This is a genomic window from Dietzia sp. Alg238-R159 (assembly GCF_900537145.1).
GTDB lineage: Bacteria > Actinomycetota > Actinomycetes > Mycobacteriales > Mycobacteriaceae > Dietzia > Dietzia kunjamensis.
In genome coordinates, this window is the sequence record NZ_UNRI01000001.1 from 862,045 (window position 1) to 878,465 (window position 16,421).

10 protein-coding genes and 1 pseudogene are annotated in these 16,421 nt (G+C 75.3%); 5 read left to right on the forward strand and 6 right to left on the reverse strand.

The features are described from left to right. Positions 1-30: 30 nt before the first annotated feature. The gene (locus tag G6R20_RS04060; RefSeq protein WP_096907065.1) at positions 31-972 is read right to left on the reverse strand and encodes an SGNH/GDSL hydrolase family protein; all 942 of its coding nucleotides are present in this window, start codon (positions 970-972) and stop codon (positions 31-33) included. A 77-nt stretch (positions 973-1,049) separates the two neighbouring features. Between G6R20_RS04060 and truA the strand changes: the two genes are divergently transcribed. Further along, positions 1,050-1,988: a tRNA pseudouridine(38-40) synthase TruA gene (gene truA / locus G6R20_RS04065; RefSeq protein ID WP_163375608.1), complete on the forward strand. Its 939-nt coding sequence runs from the start codon at positions 1,050-1,052 to the stop codon at positions 1,986-1,988. On the opposite strand, the gene G6R20_RS04070 is transcribed toward truA, so the two are convergent. Further along, complete coding sequence (locus G6R20_RS04070) at positions 1,985-2,704, reverse strand: CPBP family intramembrane glutamic endopeptidase (protein ID WP_240341253.1); 720 nt, start codon at positions 2,702-2,704, stop codon at positions 1,985-1,987. The two genes, truA and G6R20_RS04070, sit on opposite strands and share 4 nt — an antisense overlap. After that, entirely contained in the window at positions 2,701-3,861 is a 1,161-nt protein-coding gene (locus G6R20_RS04075; RefSeq protein ID WP_096907067.1) for an NAD(P)H-binding protein, read from the reverse strand. Before G6R20_RS04075 ends, G6R20_RS04070 begins: the two co-directional genes overlap by 4 nt. Before the next feature lie 164 nt (positions 3,862-4,025). Here G6R20_RS04075 and G6R20_RS04080 point away from each other — a divergent pair, with 164 nt between their 5' ends. Then, positions 4,026-5,111, forward strand: coding sequence for a DUF695 domain-containing protein (locus G6R20_RS04080; RefSeq protein ID WP_096907068.1), 1,086 nt, complete (start codon positions 4,026-4,028; stop codon positions 5,109-5,111). Here the strand turns inward: G6R20_RS04080 and G6R20_RS04085 are convergent. Next, positions 5,065-6,729: a type VII secretion protein EccE gene (locus tag G6R20_RS04085; protein WP_096907069.1), complete on the reverse strand. Its 1,665-nt coding sequence runs from the start codon at positions 6,727-6,729 to the stop codon at positions 5,065-5,067. The genes G6R20_RS04080 and G6R20_RS04085 overlap by 47 nt on opposite strands. 148 nt (positions 6,730-6,877) lie before the next feature. Between G6R20_RS04085 and eccB the strand changes: the two genes are divergently transcribed. Then, complete coding sequence (gene eccB, locus G6R20_RS04090) at positions 6,878-8,320, forward strand: type VII secretion protein EccB (RefSeq protein ID WP_163375609.1); 1,443 nt, start codon at positions 6,878-6,880, stop codon at positions 8,318-8,320. A gap of 9 nt (positions 8,321-8,329) precedes the next feature. Here eccB and mycP read toward each other — a convergent pair whose 3' ends face one another. Further along, a complete protein-coding gene (gene mycP / locus G6R20_RS04095) occupies positions 8,330-9,760 on the reverse strand; it encodes a type VII secretion-associated serine protease mycosin (RefSeq protein ID WP_163375610.1) in 1,431 nt (476 codons plus the stop codon). Then, a complete protein-coding gene (eccD, locus tag G6R20_RS04100; RefSeq protein ID WP_163375611.1) occupies positions 9,757-11,274 on the reverse strand; it encodes a type VII secretion integral membrane protein EccD in 1,518 nt (505 codons plus the stop codon). Before eccD ends, mycP begins: the two co-directional genes overlap by 4 nt. A 187-nt stretch (positions 11,275-11,461) precedes the next feature. Here eccD and eccCa point away from each other — a divergent pair. Beyond that, positions 11,462-15,536, forward strand: a pseudogene (gene eccCa / locus G6R20_RS04105) (type VII secretion protein EccCa). Continuing rightward, positions 15,533-16,354: a hypothetical protein gene (locus tag G6R20_RS04110; protein ID WP_069390274.1), complete on the forward strand. Its 822-nt coding sequence runs from the start codon at positions 15,533-15,535 to the stop codon at positions 16,352-16,354. Before eccCa ends, G6R20_RS04110 begins: the two are co-directional and overlap by 4 nt. The last annotated feature ends 67 nt before the right edge of the window (positions 16,355-16,421 follow it).

Sequence of the window (16,421 nt, forward strand, 5' to 3'; positions counted from 1 at the left end):
TCCAGGCGCGGGCGCACAGGCGCGGTGGGGTCAGAGTCTGTCTGCCACCGCCGCGGCCATCGCGCGCTGGCCGGCCGCGGTCGGGTGCATCGGATGCGAGCCGGTCTCCGCACCGGTGAAGCTGGTGTACCGCTCGTCCGCCGGGGCGCAGGCGTGGCGTTCCCCGGCGTCGTCGGGGACGACGATCTCGGCGCCGGCCCGGACGGCCGCGTCGGTCACCGCGCTGTTGACCCGGTCGGTGACGGCCCGCGTCCAGGTGACGTCGCCGGGGCTGACGCGTTCGGTGAAGTCGCAGCCGCCGTCCGGCGGTACGAGTGGCATGTACGCGGTCACCACGATGCGGGCCGCGGGGGACCGCTCCCGGATCCCGGCGTGGACCGCGTCGAGACGGGCCCCGAGCCCCTCGAGTGACGACGAGACCCCCGCGTCCAACCGCTCGCGACACGGCGCCCCGTCGGTGGCCCTGGGCGTCTGCACCACGCACCCGGCGATCGCGCCGAACCCGATGTCGTTGCCGCCGATGGAGAGCGTCACCAGGTCGGTGTCCGCGGTGAGGGCATCGAACTGCGGTGGTGTCTGCGCGATCTGGGGCACCGTCATGTCCACGGTCCTCGCGCCGCCACACGTGACGTCCACGAACTCGGCGACGTCCAGCTGCTCGGCGAGCACCGACGGGTAGTTGAGCGACGAACGCAGGCACCCCGCCGGCCCGCTCGTGGGGGCGCCGGTCGGGCCCAGGGCGGCGAACGAGTCGCCCAGCGCCACGTATCTCCCGATCGCCGGCCCGGCCTCGCTGGCGGTGTCGGTACTGGTGGTGTCGGTGGTGGTGGTGCCGGTGGCGGCGGCACCGGCCGCGGCGGGCGGGGCCTCGTCGTCGTCGCCGGGGGCACAGGAGGACAGGGCGAGGGCGACGGCCGCGCCGACGGCGAGGAGCGCGGCGCGGTAAGGGGACGGGGACGGGGACGTGGACATGGTCCCCATCGTGCCGGAACGGCCCGCGGCGGGCGGTGTGGCGGGCACGCGCGGCGGTGGTCTAGCGTCTGTAGGCCGTGAGCATTCGCCGGATCCGCCTGGACGTCGCCTACGACGGCACCGATTTCTCCGGCTGGGCGCGCCAGCCCGGGCTGAGGACCGTGTGCGGGGTGCTCGAGGCCGAACTCGCGAAGATCCTGCGCAATCCCGTCGTCCTCACGGTCGCCGGTCGCACCGACGCCGGGGTGCACGCGCGAGCGCAGGTGTGCCATCTCGACGTGGACCCGCAGTGGCTGGACCAGCGCTCGCTGGAGGGACGCCCCGAGGCGCTCGTGTGTCGGCTCGCGCGGCTACTGCCGGCGGACATCGCGGTGATGGACGCCCGGTGGGTCCCGGACGCGTTCGACGCCCGGTTCTCCGCGCTGCGCCGGCACTACGAGTACCGCCTCACCACGGCGCCGTGGGGGCCCGAGCCGACCCGCGCCCGCGACACCGCCGCCTGGCAGCGCGGCGCCGACCTCGACGCGGTCCGCGACGCGTCCGAACGGCTGCTGGGGCTACACGACTTCGCCGCGTTCTGCCGTCGCCGGGAGGGCGCCACCACCATCCGTGAGCTGCAACGCTTCGACTGGCGTGCCGAGCCGGACCCGCGCGGCGAGGACGCGCCGGGGGCCGCCGAGGTGTGGACGGCGTCGGTGAGTGCGGACGCGTTCTGCTGGTCGATGGTGCGCAGCCTCGTGGGCGCCGTGATGGCCGTGGGGGAGGGCCGGCGCAGCCCCGACTGGATCAGCGGGCTGCTCACCGAGACCGAGCGGTCATCCGCGGTTCCGGTCGCGCCGGCGTGCGGACTCGCCCTGGTGGGGGTGGACTACCCGGCTGACGACGACCTGGCGGCGCGCAACCTCGTCACCCGCGAGGTGCGGCCGGGGCTGGGCGGGGCGGCGGGCACCGATGACGGAGCCGGGCCGGGCGCGGCGTCCGGGACGGGGTCCGGCGCGGGCTGCTGTGGGGACTAGACCGGCGCCGCGTCGAGGATCGGGCCCAGGGCGAACAGCATGACCATCGACCACGCCACGTGGGTGATCGCCGGGCCCAGCACTCCGCCGGTGGCCCGCCGCTGGACGGCGGTGACCAGTCCCAGGATGACGGCCGCGAGGACGAGGAGTGGGATCCCCGCGGTGGCGGTGACGGTCGCGTAGATCACCGTCGTCGTGAGGATGGGCCGCAGGTTGGCGACGGCCGAGTACACGGCGCCGCGGTGGAAGCACTCCTCGGCGACGCCGTTGACCGCGGTGAGGAGTGCCACCAGGACGAGGTTGCCCACGGTGGCGTGGTCGAGCAGGGCGTCGACGGGGTCGCGCAGCGGCTCGATCCTCGCCACCACGAGCCCGCCGAGGCAGAACACCACGGCGAGCGCGGCGGCGGTGAGCACCGACGACAGGACGGGCCGGCGGGGCCGGTACGGCTCGCAGCCCACCCGGATCGGCCCGGAGGCGAACGCCCCGCCGAGCCACACCGCGGCCAGCAGTGCGGTGGCGGGGTAGAACATGGCGTCGCCGGCGGGTATCCGTAGCGCCCACGCGTTCACCGCCGCGCCGACGACGAGGGTGACGACGACGACGAGGACACGCCTCCGGCCCGGCCGCGAGGGCGCGGTGTCCATCTCGCCCGATCGCAGCGCCCGCAGGTACCGGTGGGTGGGCGAGGCGGGCGCCTCTCGCTGGTCGCTCATCGCCCGCCGCGCACACGCCCGATGGTGGGCGGGCGGACCCCGGCCCAGTCGGCGTCCGAGGGCAGCAGGCGCGCGGGATCGTCCAGCGGGTCGGCCCCGTCCCACAGCGGCGGGCGGGCCGGGCCGTGGGGGACACGCAGGGCCTCGCGAAGCGCGTCCCGGTAGCTGGTCCGCCCGCCGGGTGGGGGTCCGAGCACCTCGTCGGCGTCGTCGACCAGCACCACGGCCTCGCAGCGCAGCGACTCCACCAGGGGCTTGGCCAGGCCGGGCTCGAGCGGGGTGACCAGTCCCATCCACAGGGAGGACAGCTTGGGCGTGAGGACGGGGACCGGGACCATGAGGCGGCGGCGCAGGCCGGCCTCCTCGGCGTAGATCTGCATCATCTGGCCGTACGTCAGCACGTCCGGGCCGCCCACGTCGATGGCCCGTCCGCGGGCGAGGTCGCCCTCCAGGGGCACCGTGGTGGCCGCGGCGAGGTAGTGCACCACGTCGCGCACGGCGATGGGTTGGATCCGGTTGCTGACCCACTTGGGCGTGACCATCCCCGGCAAGCGGGTGGTGAGGTGGCGGATCATCTCGAACGAGGCGGAGCCCGACCCGATCACGACACCGGCCTGGATCACGAGCGCGGGAACGGTGGACTCCAGCATGATCCGGGCGACGTCGGCTCGGGAGCGCAGGTGCGGGGAGAGGTCCGTCTCGTCCTCCGGGTGGAGGCCGGACAGGTGGACGATGCGCTCGATGCCCGCCTCCTCGGCGGCCCGGACGAACGCCTCGGTGGTCTCGTGCTCCTCCCGCTCGAAGTCCTTGGAGTCACCCATCGAGTGCACGAGGTGACAGGCGACGTCGACGTCGCGCAGGGCGGAGCGCAGCGCGTCGGCGTCCCCGAGGCCGCCGGAGTGGATGGTCACCTCGTCGCGCCACGGCACGTCGTCGAGGCGCTTCGGCGTCCGGGCCAGCACGGATACCTCGGCGCCGTCGGCCAGTAGCCGGGGAACGAGACGCGACCCGATGTACCCGGTCGCGCCGATCACGAGCACCCGCGGGCCGCTCCGGCCGTCGTGGCCGGGACGGAGCTGCGGGCCGGGCCGCCGCGTCGGCTCCGTGCCCTCGGGCGTACCGGAGGAGAGCCGGGCCAGATCATGTGGGGTGGTCATACCCACGACACTGCCAGCGTGGGCGCGCAGGCGCACCCGCTTCAGGCCCCGGGAGTGCCCGCTCGGCACCCGGCGGGTGTGTCGGCGCGGGCACGATCGTCGGGTTATCCGGATACTGGGGTGGAGACATGTTCACGAGGACCGCGGTGACGGGAGGAGAACAGATGGCGATTCGAGCGGCGCGACCCCGGCAGCTCTCGCGGTCGCTGGACTTCTCCGGCGTCCGTGTCGAGACGGCCCGGCTGCGGTCGGACCGGGCCGTGACCACCTTCTGGCGATGGTGGGCCGAGGGCGGCAGGCGCCGCGCGACGGCAGCGCTCGACTCGGGTGACGCCCGCCGGGTGGTTCCGGAGATCACCTCGCTCATCGAGGCCATCGACCCGCGACTGTCGTGGGAGTTCGTCCCGGCTCGTGAGGGCGGACCGCACCGCCTCACCGTTACCGCGGCCGGGGTCCCCGAGCTGCGTGGTGCCGCGCGCCGGTGGCTGGCGGCGGCGCCGGACGCCGATGAGTCGTGGTCCTTCGCCGACCTGCGCGAGCCCGTGCGGGGCTGCGCGATGTACTTCCGGGACCACCGGCTGGATTTCGACCAGGCGGAGGTGGTGGTGGACCTGGGCCTGTCCCGCGCCGACGTCACCGTGCACCACCCGGCGTTCACCGGGCTGTCCGGCGCGGACCTGGGGATCGCCGCATACCTGCTGCTGGACGCGCTGTGCGGAGAGGAGCAGGTGGAGACCTGGGTCGGACTGATCCGGGCCAACGCCACCGCGCCCGGCATCGAGGCGGTCCCGCTCTGGGAACTGCCGGAGATCCTCTGCGAGCTCGCGGCGGACAACACCGATGAGCTGGGCGACCCGGCGTGGCAGATCCTCCACGGGGAGACGGGCCGCGGACCGCTCGTGGCCGTGGTCCGGGTCCCGCTGGTCGCGCTGTCGGCGCCGGAGTTCGACCGCCACGTCGCGGTCCACGTCCCGTATACGGATGTAGAGGACGGCGGGTTGCCCGGGTCCCTGTCCCTGCCGGGCCTACGGGACCTGGAGGACCACCTGGTCGAGCGCCTCGAGGGCAACGGGGAATGCGTCGGAGCGGAGAGCTGCGACGGCCGTCGCCTCCTGCACTTCTACGTGGACTCCACCACCCCGGCGCACGAGCAGCTGCGGGTGGCCGCGTCCGGGTGGGACCAGGGCGAGGTGTCCGTCACCGTCACCGATGATCCGGGGTGGCGGAAGGTGCAGCACCTGAGGGTGTGAGACCGTCTGTCGCGCTACCGTCCGGTGACGCGAGCGGCCCGACGAACGGGTCCTCGCCCGGCCCCGCCACGACCGAGACGCGGCGGGGTTCGCCGTCCCGCGGCTCCACGGAGATCCACCCGTCGATCCGACCGTCCAGGACGAGATCGGGTGTCGCGGCGGCCGAGGACAGGCGGCTGGTGCCGCGCAGCTCCCAGTCGGCGTCCACCCGGATGACGGTGGGCGGGGTGACATCCGGGCCGCCCGGCCCGGCGAGCGCGTCGATCCTGCCCTCCGTCAGCGGGCCGTCGACGTCCCACATCACGGCGTCGACAGGGGCACCCACGTCGGAGGAATCGGGGTCGACGATCCGGTAGCGGGTCTCGTCACCGATCGCGGTCAGCGGGCTCCACCGGTCGGGGACATCGGTCACCACGGCCACCCGGTACCCGGCCGCGACCGCGCGGAACGCGACCTGCCGGCAGACGGCGGGCCGGGCGGCGAGCAGCACCGACCGCAGGTGGGGGCCGGCGAGCTGGATGGCGGCTGCGGCGCCGGTGCGGGTCGCGCCGAGGATCTGGCCGCAGCCGTGGGCGGGCGGAGCGAGGTCGGAGAGATCGTCGACCGCCCGCCGGGCGAGGGATCCGGCGATCGCATCGGGCAGGGTCTCGCCGGGTACGGGCGACACCCGCCCCGACGGGAGCGGGTGGCAGGCGGCGGTGGCGGTCGGCGGGATCCCACCCGCCACCCCCCGCTCCGACACCCCGGCCAGGCCCACCGTGGTGACCATGTCCACCACGTCGTCGCGCCCCTCCACCCGTCGCAACCGGACGACCTCGGTGAGGCGGGCCGCCCGGACGGCGGTGAGCCCGTCGATCACGGCCCGTGGATCCGCCGACGGCCGGACCACCAGCCCCGTCCCGGGCCCCGGGTCGGCCTCGGCGTCCAGGTAGACCTCGGCGAGCTCGGCGGCGTCGAGGACGCGGCACGGCACCCCGTGGTGGACCAGTGCGCGCCGCAGCCGCTCCGTGGCCACCGCGACCACCTGCTCCAGCAAGGCGCCCGCTCCCGCGGTCCACGAGGCAGAACCCGTCCCCGTCGCCAGCCGGGCCAGATCGAACCGCACCAGGAGGTGCACGCGCCGGTGCGAGATCAGAGCCAGCGGCCCGACCAGGGAGTCGTAGACCTCGCCGTCGTCGCCGTCCGCCGCACGGCGACCGTCGACCACCACGTCGATCCCCTCCAGGACCACCCCACCCTGGTCGAGTTGTCGCGCCACGACGGCCAGGGGCAGGCGGACGCCGCGGTGGTCGGCCGGGTCGTCGTGCCCCACCTCGGTGGCCACGAGCGCGCCAGCCGAGATCTCGACGGCCGTGGTGACGACCCGGTCACCCTCGACGCACCCAACGGTCGATCGGTCGGGGGCGACGAGGTCCACCACGTCCACGGACCGCCGCCGCGGGGCCCGCTCGCGCGCCACCAGTGGCCGCCCAGCGCGCCGCGCGGTGATCACGGCGGCCACCAGCGCGGCCACGAGGAACTGCACCCATGGTTGCCAGGACGGCGGACACACCACGGTGAGCACGAGTGTCGTGAGGAGGACGGCCGACAGTCCCGCGAAGGTCGGAACCGCCGTCATATCCCCGCCCCTCCGCGACGCCCGCGACACCCCGGCCGCGCCCGGTCGGCGGCCTCGGAAGACCGGCCACGGGGGCCGGATCGTGGCGTACCCTACCCCCGGTGCCCCCGGTCGCGGTGGTGTCACATCGGGGGAGGGAGCCGGGGCCGTGCCGCTCAAACCGACGACCAGGGCGCAGGTGGACGGACACCGTTTCCTCACCCGCCGGGCCCGGCATGCCGTGGTCGCCCGCGATGTCCGGATGCTGCACGACCCCCTCAAACGCCAGACCACCGGACTGACGGTGGGTGTGGTCGGCGCCGTCATCGGGGTCGCCGGGGCCGCGGTGCTGGCGCTGCTCGACCCCGCCCCGGACGTCGGCGCCACGACGATCATGGTGGGACGGGACTCCGGTCAGATGTACGTCCGCGCCGGCGAGACCGTCCACCCCGTCCACAATCTCGCGTCGGCGCGGCTCGTTCTGGGTGAGCCCGCGGAGCCCCGCACCGTGCGCGACTCCGACGTCGCGGGCACGCCGCGGGGCGGACTGCTCGGCATCCCCGGGGCACCGTCCGCGTTGCCCGCCCACCGCGACGCCGGTGCCGCGGCCGCCGTGTCGTGGACGGTGTGTGACGAGGTGGCCGACGCCGAGCGCGGACGCCCGCGCGTCACGGCCACGAGCATCGTCGCCCGCGAGGAGGCCGGGCCGGGCCGGGACACGGGCGCCGACGAGGTCGTGTTGGCCGATCAGGACGGGACCGGCTGGCTGTTGCGCGACGGCACCCGCGCGCGGATCGATCTGGAGGACGGGGACCTGCTGTCGATCCTCGGCCTGGCCGGGGTCGACCCGCGCCCGGTCACGGCGGCGCTGGTGGATCCGCTGCCCGAGGTCGACCCGGTGCGTCGCCCGGTGATCGACATGGCCGGTGAGCCGGTGGACTACGGCCTGGACGGGCTCCGGATCGGGCAGGTGTTCACCGTCGACACGGCCACCGGCACGCGCACCCACGTGGCTCTGGCGGACGGGGTACAGGAGGTGGGGCCCGTGCTGGCGGACGTCATCCGGTCGACGTCGACGGTCGGGTCGGTCGTCAGGGTGCCGCCGGACCGAATGGGTGTGCCGAGGTCGGTCGCGCTGGACACCGAGGCGTTCCCGGGCCGGCGCCCGACGGTGTTGGACACCGCCGGCTCACCGGTGCTGTGCGTCCGCGACGGGGGCAGCAGGGACTCCGCCACGCGTCGCGTCACGCTCGTGGCGGGGGCGACCGCCCCGGGCCCGGGCGACGTGCGGGAGGTGGCCGGGGCCGACGGGGGCGGGCCCGCGGTGGACGCGGTGGGAATCCCGGGTGGCGGGCTACTGGTGGCGGCGACGGGCCGCGGCACGACCACACGCAGTGCCGTGACGACCATCGTCTCCGACACCGGCGTGAGGTTCGACGTCCCCGACGCCCCGACCGCCGCCATGCTGGGACTGGGCGGGACGCCGGTGCCGGTGGACGGGGGTGTCCTCGACCGGCTCCCGGCCGGGCCGCGCCTGGATCGCGGGGCGGCGCTGGTCGCTCGCGACGGTGTCGACGCGGAGGTCGTGGGACAGGCCACCGCGGCCGGGTGACCCGCGGGGTCAGGCCCGGGTGTCCCGGTCGTCGCGGGGCCGGAGTAGGACGACGACGAGGGCGATCGTTCCCAGAGCGAGAGAACCCGCCGCCACGGCCGCGCCGACGCCGGCACCCGGAGGGCCCGGCTCGGCCGGGGGTGCGGCGATCGCGGTGGTCGCGGGCGCGGGGCGTCCGATCCTGCGAACCCCCGTCACCGCCGCCACGGGGTCGACCACTCCGTGCCCCACCGCGAAGTCGTGCCCGCCGGCGGCGGGGATCGCGGTGTTCTCGATCCGCGCGATCACCTGGCGTGCCGTGAGCCCGGGGTGGGCCTGCCGGACCAACGCGGCGGTGCCGGCGACGAACGGCGCGGCGAAGCTGGTCCCGGTGACGGGCGTGCGCGACCCGTCCCCGGCCACCACGACGTCGGACACCCCGGCCCCGTCCGCACCGACGGACCGCAGGCCCACTGCCGGCGCGGCGACGTCCACCCACGGGCCGCGCAGGGAGAAGTCGGCGGGGGCGCCGTCGGCGTCGACGCCGGCGACGGTGAGGACGTGCTCGTCGTACCAGGCGGGGGAGGCGACGGTGACCACGTCGCCCCAGCCGTCGTCGCCCGGAACCGAGGGGTCGGCGGCACCGGGGTTCTGGTCCCCGCACGCGTCGCCGACGTTGCCGGCGGCGGCGACCAGCACCACGTCGTGGTCCACGGCGGCATAGCGGATCGCGCCGCCGAGGGTCGCGTCGGCGAGCACCGTGCCGGCCGGCACGCACGCCACCTCGGAGATGTTGATGACGTCCGCGCCCGCATCGACGGCGGCCCGGATCGCGCGGGCCAGGGAGGACAGCGTGCCGACCCCGGCACCGACGGTCGGGCCGTCCGGTCCGCGGCTCCGGTCACGGGCCTCGGGGCGCAGAACGCTGCTGGACTGGCGGATGGAGACGATCTCGACCCCGGGCGCGACCCCCGAGTGTCCGGTCTCGTCCTCGGTGGCGGCGAGCACTCCCGCCACCAGGGTGCCGTGTGCGTCGCAGTCCTCGGTGCCGTCGCGACCGGGGACCACGTCGCCGGCGCCCCGTACCCGGGGAAGGCGTGGACCGGGGTTGACGCCGGTGTCGATCACGGCCACGACCTGCCCCTCGCCGCGGCCGTGGATCCAGGCCCCGCCCAGCTCGGCCGCCGTGGCGGACGGGGGCGACACCCCGGGATCGAGGAAGGCCGCGGTGGTCCGGCAGGGGCCGTCCAGGCGCAGGGGGCCGGCGTCGAGCCCGGTGGCCGCCGGGACCGGTCCATCGATCGCCGGGGGCTCCAGTGCGGCCGCGACGGGCGCCCCGGAGAGCGGCCCGGCGAGGACGGCGACCAGCAGTACGGCGGCGGCCCCGGGCGCGGCTGCACTGTGCGCGGCGCGGGACCCGGGCCCGCCCCCGCTCGTGTCGGAGGTGCGTCGGATCCTCATCGCTGCCGGACGAGCGAGTAGACCTCCATCGCGCCCACGGCGAGGGGGACGACCACGCAGATCCCGATCGCCTCGATCACGCCCACGGCCCGCAGGGCGGCGGGCGAGAGGTCGACGTGGGGTACCACCGAGGCGGCCACCACGACCGCCGCCGCCACCGCGACGGCCGCCGGCACCACCACGCCCACCGGGGACGCGACGGTGATCCCCGCGCCCACCAGTACCCCGGCGGTGAGGACGAGCGCGGACGCGAGCAGCACGGCGGTGTGTACGCGGTCCGCGTAGCCGAGGCCGCGCAGCACCAGGACGACGATGAGGACCAATGCGAGCGGTGCCGCCCAGCGGGTCGCACCGGCGTTCCCGGTCAGGGACGTGAGCGACCCGATGGTGCAGACCGCCCCCGCCGCCGCCAGCAGGCCGGTGAGCCATGAGCGCGAGGTGTGGAACCGGTGCCGCAGCACGTCCGGGGTCGGCAGGGGCCCGCCGGCCCGGCCCCGCACGTCGTGGTCGATCTCCTCGAGGTCCCCGGCCTCGACGTCCTCGCCGGGGGCGGGCACGGGCGGGATGGGGATCCGGGCGGCCCAGACCGCGATCCGCGGCGCGGCGGTGAGCAACACGAGCGCGACGAGGACGGCCCCGGCTCCCGCCGCCGCGGCCGGGACGCGGGTCGTGGCGACCACCGTCGAGCCGACCGCCCCGGCCGCCAGTGAGACGGCCGCGGCCAGGTAACCGGCGCCCGTGGCGTACGTGTGCGGACCCGGGCGGAACACGGTCCACCGGAGGACGCCCGCGAGGACCGCTCCGGCGGCCAGCCCGCCCACGAGGTGGCCGGCCCCGCCGGGCGGGCCCCCGACGGTGGCGCCGGCCAGCACGGTGAACCCGACCGCGCACGCCCCCGCGACCGCGTGGGCCGCGCCGGGCGCCGGGGTGCGGCGCAGAGCCACCACGGCCGCCAGGCCGAGCAGGGCGGCCAGGAGCGCGACCAGGGGGACCGCGGGCCCGCCTCCGGTCGTCCACTGGCGCACCAGCGCCACCGTGGCCGCAGCCGCCACCACCGCCGCCGTCGCGGTCGCGGTGGTGACCGCGTCGCGCCGGTCCCAGGTGGGGGAGCGAGCCACGTCCGGTTCGGTGAGACCCTGCAGGACGTCGTCGAAGAGCGGCGCCGGCGTCGGGACGGGGCGGTGGTCGAGGACGAGGATCTCCCCGTCGTGCACCCGCTGCTGCGCGAGCGTCTCCGAGACCGCCAGGGGCCCGCCGGCGAGTCGGGAGAGCTGCCAGGACCCGCCGGTGTCGCCGCCCATCCGGGCGTCGACATCGACGCCGGAGGCCGGACCGGCGACCGCGCGGATGTGCTCCCGGATCAGGTCCACGACCTCGGGGATCACCGCGACCAACTCGAGGTGGGCGGGCAGACTCAGGTCCACCCGGGTGGAGCGGCACACGATCGACACCCGACGCTGGTCCAGGGGTTCGACGCCCGCCGCGGCCTCCCGGATCCCACTGCGTTGCGACACTCCAGATCCTCCCGATCCCGCCCGGATGGTGTCCCCGTCAGGACGTGTACTGCCCTAACATCGCCATCCGATACGCCGATATTGTCGGGTCGGACGGGCGCTCGTGGGGACGCCATCTCCCGGCGGCGGGGTGACGCCCGGCGGGAGCGAAGGGATCGATCACTGGTGACGTGCACGGGTGACGTTCATGGGTGATGTGGTGTTCACCCGTGCGGAGAAGCTCGACGCGCCGGCGATGCCCGGCGGGGAGCTGGCGTTGCAGGCACCGCCCGCACTGCCCCGGCCCACGCCCCGGCCCCTCGTCCAGATCATCCTGCCGATCGTGCTGGTGGTGGCGGTGGGCGGCATGGTCGTGGTGATGATGCGCACCAGCATGATGCGCAATCCCATGTTCATGCTCTTCCCGGTGATGATGGCGGTCTCCGCCGTCGGCATGCTCGCGGGGACGCTGGGCGGCGGAAACAAGACCTCCGAGACCGACGAACTGCGGAAGGACTACCTTCGCTACCTCGGCCAGACCCGCGACACCGTGCGGGCGACCGCGTCCGCCCAGCGCGCCGCCGCCCTGTGGCGTCACCCGGATCCGGTGGAGCTACCCGCGTTGGTGGGCACCCCCCGGATGTGGGAACGCGACGAGTCGGATCCCGAGGACCTCACCATCCGGGTGGGCCCGGGCCGTCAGGCACTGGCGACCCGGCTGGACGCGCCCGACACCGGGCCGGTCGACGACCTGGAACCGGTCTCGGTGGTGAGCATGCGCCGCTTCGTCCGCGTGCACTCGGTGGTCGACGACCTGCCCGTGGCGCTGGAGCTGCGCGCGTTCGCCGCGCTGTCGCTCGACGGTGAGGTGGAGGTGGTGCGTTCCGCGGTACGCGCGATGATCGCCGGGCTCGTCGTGGCCCACGGGCCCGACCGGGTCCGGGTCGCGGTCGCCGCGAGTGAGGGCGACGCCCGTGAGGCCTGGGAGTGGCTCAAGTGGCTCCCGCACCACGAACACCCCGACTACACCGACGGCGGCGGGGGGGTCCGGCTCACCGAGTTCTCGCTCGCCGGGGTGGAGTCGATGCTGGGGACGGACATCTCCGACCGTGCGGCGTTCTCGCCGAGTGCCCCGGTCGTGTCGGGACGGGCGCACCTCGTCGTCGTCGTCGACGGTGTGGGCGTCACCGGCGCCGAACGTCTCCTGGCGGAGCACGGTCTGGACGGGGTCACGGTGCTGGAGGTCTCCGGCAGCCGCGCGGGGCAGCTGCGCGACCTCGCGCTGCGCCGCGGCCTGTGCATCCGAGTCGACGACGACCGAGTGGCCCGCGTTCGCACCGAGGCCGGGGACGAGGACATCGCTCGGGTCGACGCGATGAGCCCGCCGGAGGCCGAGCGGTTGGCCATGGCCCTGTCCCGGTACCGACCCGCCGACACGGTGACCCACGCCGACGGCTCCACCACGACCCGCCGCGCGCCCGGGCTTCCGGACCTGCTGGGCATCGGCGTGGCCACTCAGGTCGATCCCGCGGTGGCGTGGCGGCGGCGCGGCGAACGCGACCGGCTGCGCGTGCCGGTGGGGGTCAGCCCGGACGGTGCCCCCGTCGAGTTGGACCTCAAGGAGGCCGCGCACGGAGGCATGGGACCGCACGGTCTGTGCATCGGCGCGACGGGTTCGGGGAAGTCCGAGTTCCTGCGCACCCTCGTGCTGGGCCTGGTCGCCACCCACGACCCGGACTCGCTCAACCTCGTCCTGGTGGACTTCAAGGGCGGTGCCACGTTCCTCGGGCTGGAGTCGCTCGCGCACGTCGCCGCCGTCATCACCAACCTCCAGGCCGAGATCACCATGGTCGACCGGATGCGCGACGCGCTCGAGGGCGAGCTCACCCGCCGCCAGGAGGTGCTGCGTGCCGCGGGCAACTACGGAGGCGTCGGCCAGTACGAGGCCGCCCGTGCCAAAGGAGCCCCGCTCGAACCGCTCCCGGCGCTGGTGATCGTGGTCGACGAGTTCTCGGAACTCCTGTCGTCCAAACCCGAGTTCGCGGAACTGTTCCTCACCATCGGTCGCCTGGGCCGCAGCCTGCACATCCACCTGCTTCTCGCGTCGCAGCGGCTCGAGGAGGGGCGGCTGCGCGGGTTGGACAGCCACCTGTCCTACCGGATCGCGCTCAAGACGTTCTCCGCCACCGAGTCGCGCACGGTTCTCGGGGTCACCGATGCCTACCACCTCCCCGCCACCCCGGGCGTCGGGTACCTCAAAGTGGACGCCGGCGACCCGGTGCGCTTCGACGCCGCCTTCGTCTCCGGGCCGTACCGGAAGGACCGCCGACTCGACGGGTCGTCGGTGGCCGCACCGGTCGCCCGCGCGGCGGTCCGCCCGTTCACGTCCTGGTACATGCCCGTGCCGGCCCCTACTCCGGCGGCGTCCGGGGTCGACGACGAGGCGCGCCCGTCCTCCGGCGCCGCGGACGAGGGGCCCGCCGACGGGTCCGCGAGCCTCCTCGAGGTCCTGGTGGGGCGACTCGCCGGGCACGGCAGGCCCGCGCACGAGGTGTGGCTGGCGCCGCTCGGGGAGGGGGCGCCGCTCGACGCCGCGGTGGGTACCGAACCGACGGACGAGCGCGCCGGGGCCGGACCCGAGGGCTCCGGAGCGACCCCGACGGCCGGTCGGCCGGCCCGCCTGAGGTTCCCGCTGGCCGAGGTGGACCTGCCGTTCGAACAGCGCCGCGCCATCTGGCACGCGGACCTCTGGGGCGGACGGCAACGTCGCCGTGGTGGGCGGGACGCGATCCGGCAAGTCGACCACGCTGTGCACGCTCGTGCTGTCCGCGGCGGCCACGAACGACCCCGGCCGCCTGTCGGTGTACGTCGTGGACCTGGGTGGCGGGGCGCTGCAGTCGGTCGCGGACCTGCCCCACGTCGGCGGGGTCGCCCGTCGTGGTGAGGACGAGAAGATCCGCCGCACGATCGCCGAGGTGGACGCCGAGCGCCGTCGCCGCGAGACCGCGTTCCGCGAGGACGGCGTGGCCTCCGTCGACCAGGCGCGGCGCCGGGTGGTCGACCGGGACGGCCGCCCTGTGGCGGAGTACCCCGACGTGCTCCTGGTGATCGACGGCTGGCAGGCCCTGCGCACCGAGTTCGAGGATCTCGAGCAGACCGTGCTGGGGCTGGCCGCGGACGGGCTGTCCTACGGGATCCACGTGGTGCTGTCCGCGTCCAGGTGGGCGGACCTCCGACCGGCGTTGCGTGACGCCCTCGGCACCCGGGTCGAACTGCGACTGGGGGATCCCACCGACTCGATGATCGATCGGCGGGCCGCGATGACCGTGCCCGCCGCCCCGGGCCGCGGGCTCACGCCGGACCGTCACCACATGCTCGTCCACCAGCCCCGCCTCGACGGGCGGGTCGACGCGGACGGCATGGCCGACGCGACCGCCGAGGCGTCCCGCCATCTCGCGCGCAGGTGGCGGGCGCGGGTGGGCGACGTCGCCGCGGCGCCGGTCCGGATGCTACCGGAGGTGCTCCCGTACTCGCAGCTGGCGAGTCTGTCGCGCCCCGGCCCGGACGGACGCCGCACCCGGGTCCCGCTCGGGGTGGACGAGGCCGACCTCACGGCGGTCTACGCCGACCTCGAGGGCGACCCGCTGATGCTGGTACTCGGTGACTCCGAATGCGGCAAGACCTCGCTGCTGCGGTCGCTGGCTCGCGGACTGGTGGCCGGAAACGGCCCCGAGCACGCCAGACTCATCGTGGTCGACTACCGACGCACCATGCTCGGCGAGATCAAGGGAGACCACCTCGCGGGGTACGCGCCCACCGAGACCGCCCTGGCCCCGATGGTCGAGCACCTCGTCCGCGTCCTCGACGAGCGCATGCCGGGCGCCGACGTCACCCCGGAGGAACTGCGGGCGCGGTCGTGGTGGAGCGGCCCGCGGATCCACCTGCTCGTCGACGACCTCGATCTGGTCATCACCGGCGGGGGCAACCCGCTGCAACCGCTCACCCGGTTCCTGCCCCACGCCCGCGACATCGGTCTGACGGTGGTCCTGGCACGGCGCAGCGCCGGGGCGTCGCGGGCGATGTTCGACCCGTTCGTCGCCCGCATCCGGGATCTCGGCGGGGCCGGGTTCCTCATGTCCGGCAGTCGGGAGGAGGGCCCACTGCTCGGCGGTATCCGGCCGTGGCCGCTGCCGGCGGGCCGGGGCCGACTCATCACCCGCGACGGCGGCGTCCGGCTGGTGCAGACCGCCCTGTCCGAGCCGGGACAGGGCGGCGAGGTGTGACCGACACGCGGGCGGCGACCCTGGCCGTCGACCTGTCCTGCTCGGGGCTGACGGTGGCGGCGGCGTCCGCCTCCGCGGTGCTGTCCCCGGTGGTCGCTCCGGCATCGGTGCTCGCCGGGTTGGACGGCTCGGCGCTCCCGCCGGGGGGCGATCGCCTCGAGTGCTCCGCCCGCGTGGAGGTCGCCGCCGGCCGCTTCCCGGACCGCTGCCTGGCCGATCCGGTCGCGCACGCCCACCGTGACCGCGTCGAGGTCGCGGGCCTGTCGGTCCCGGTCTCAGAACTCCTCGGTGCCCCCGTGACCCGGGCACTGCGGTGGGGAGGGGCCCGCGAGGGCGACGCCGTGGTGCTGGTCGTACCCACCGACTGGGGGACCAGCCGCACCACGCGGCTCGTCGGCGCCGCCCACGGCGCGGGGGTCACCGCCCACGTGGTCAGGTCCGCGCTGGTCACCGCCGAGGCCCTGCCGTCGTCCTCCGCACGGTGGGCGCTCTGCGTGGAGTCCTGCCGCACGCGGACCACCGTGGGACTCGTCGAGCGGACCCGTGGCGGACTCGTACTCGTCGACCGGGCCGTGGTGCACCGGCGGGACCCCTGTCGCGACACCGCGGTCGACGATGAGGTGCCGCGGGTCCTCGACGCCGTCGCCGAGGTGCGCCGTCGCCGGCGTGAGGCGGGCACCGGGTCGACCGAGGTGCTGGTGCGCGGTCGCCTCGCCGAGCGCGTCGTGGACGCCTGCGACCGGGCCCGACTGCTGTCCTTCGTGGTCCCCGCGATCTCACCGGTCGAGGCGGCGTGGCGCCTGTACGCGACCGCGTGACCGGGTCGCGTGACCGGACCGCGCGGGCGGCCCGGACACGAGCGGGACGGACGAGTTTTTACCGATC

Excerpts from the sequence above, each read along its gene's own strand:
- mycP (WP_163375610.1), bottom strand. The coding sequence starts at position 9,760 with ATGAGGATCCGACGCACCTCCGACACGAGCGGGGGCGGGCCCGGGTCC.
- G6R20_RS04060 (WP_096907065.1), bottom strand. The coding sequence starts at position 972 with ATGTCCACGTCCCCGTCCCCGTCCCCTTACCGCGCCGCGCTCCTCGCC.
- G6R20_RS04080 (WP_096907068.1), top strand. The coding sequence starts at position 4,026 with ATGGCGATTCGAGCGGCGCGACCCCGGCAGCTCTCGCGGTCGCTGGAC.
- G6R20_RS04070 (WP_240341253.1), bottom strand. The coding sequence starts at position 2,704 with ATGAGCGACCAGCGAGAGGCGCCCGCCTCGCCCACCCACCGGTACCTG.
- G6R20_RS04085 (WP_096907069.1), bottom strand. The coding sequence starts at position 6,729 with ATGACGGCGGTTCCGACCTTCGCGGGACTGTCGGCCGTCCTCCTCACG.
- G6R20_RS04075 (WP_096907067.1), bottom strand. The coding sequence starts at position 3,861 with ATGACCACCCCACATGATCTGGCCCGGCTCTCCTCCGGTACGCCCGAG.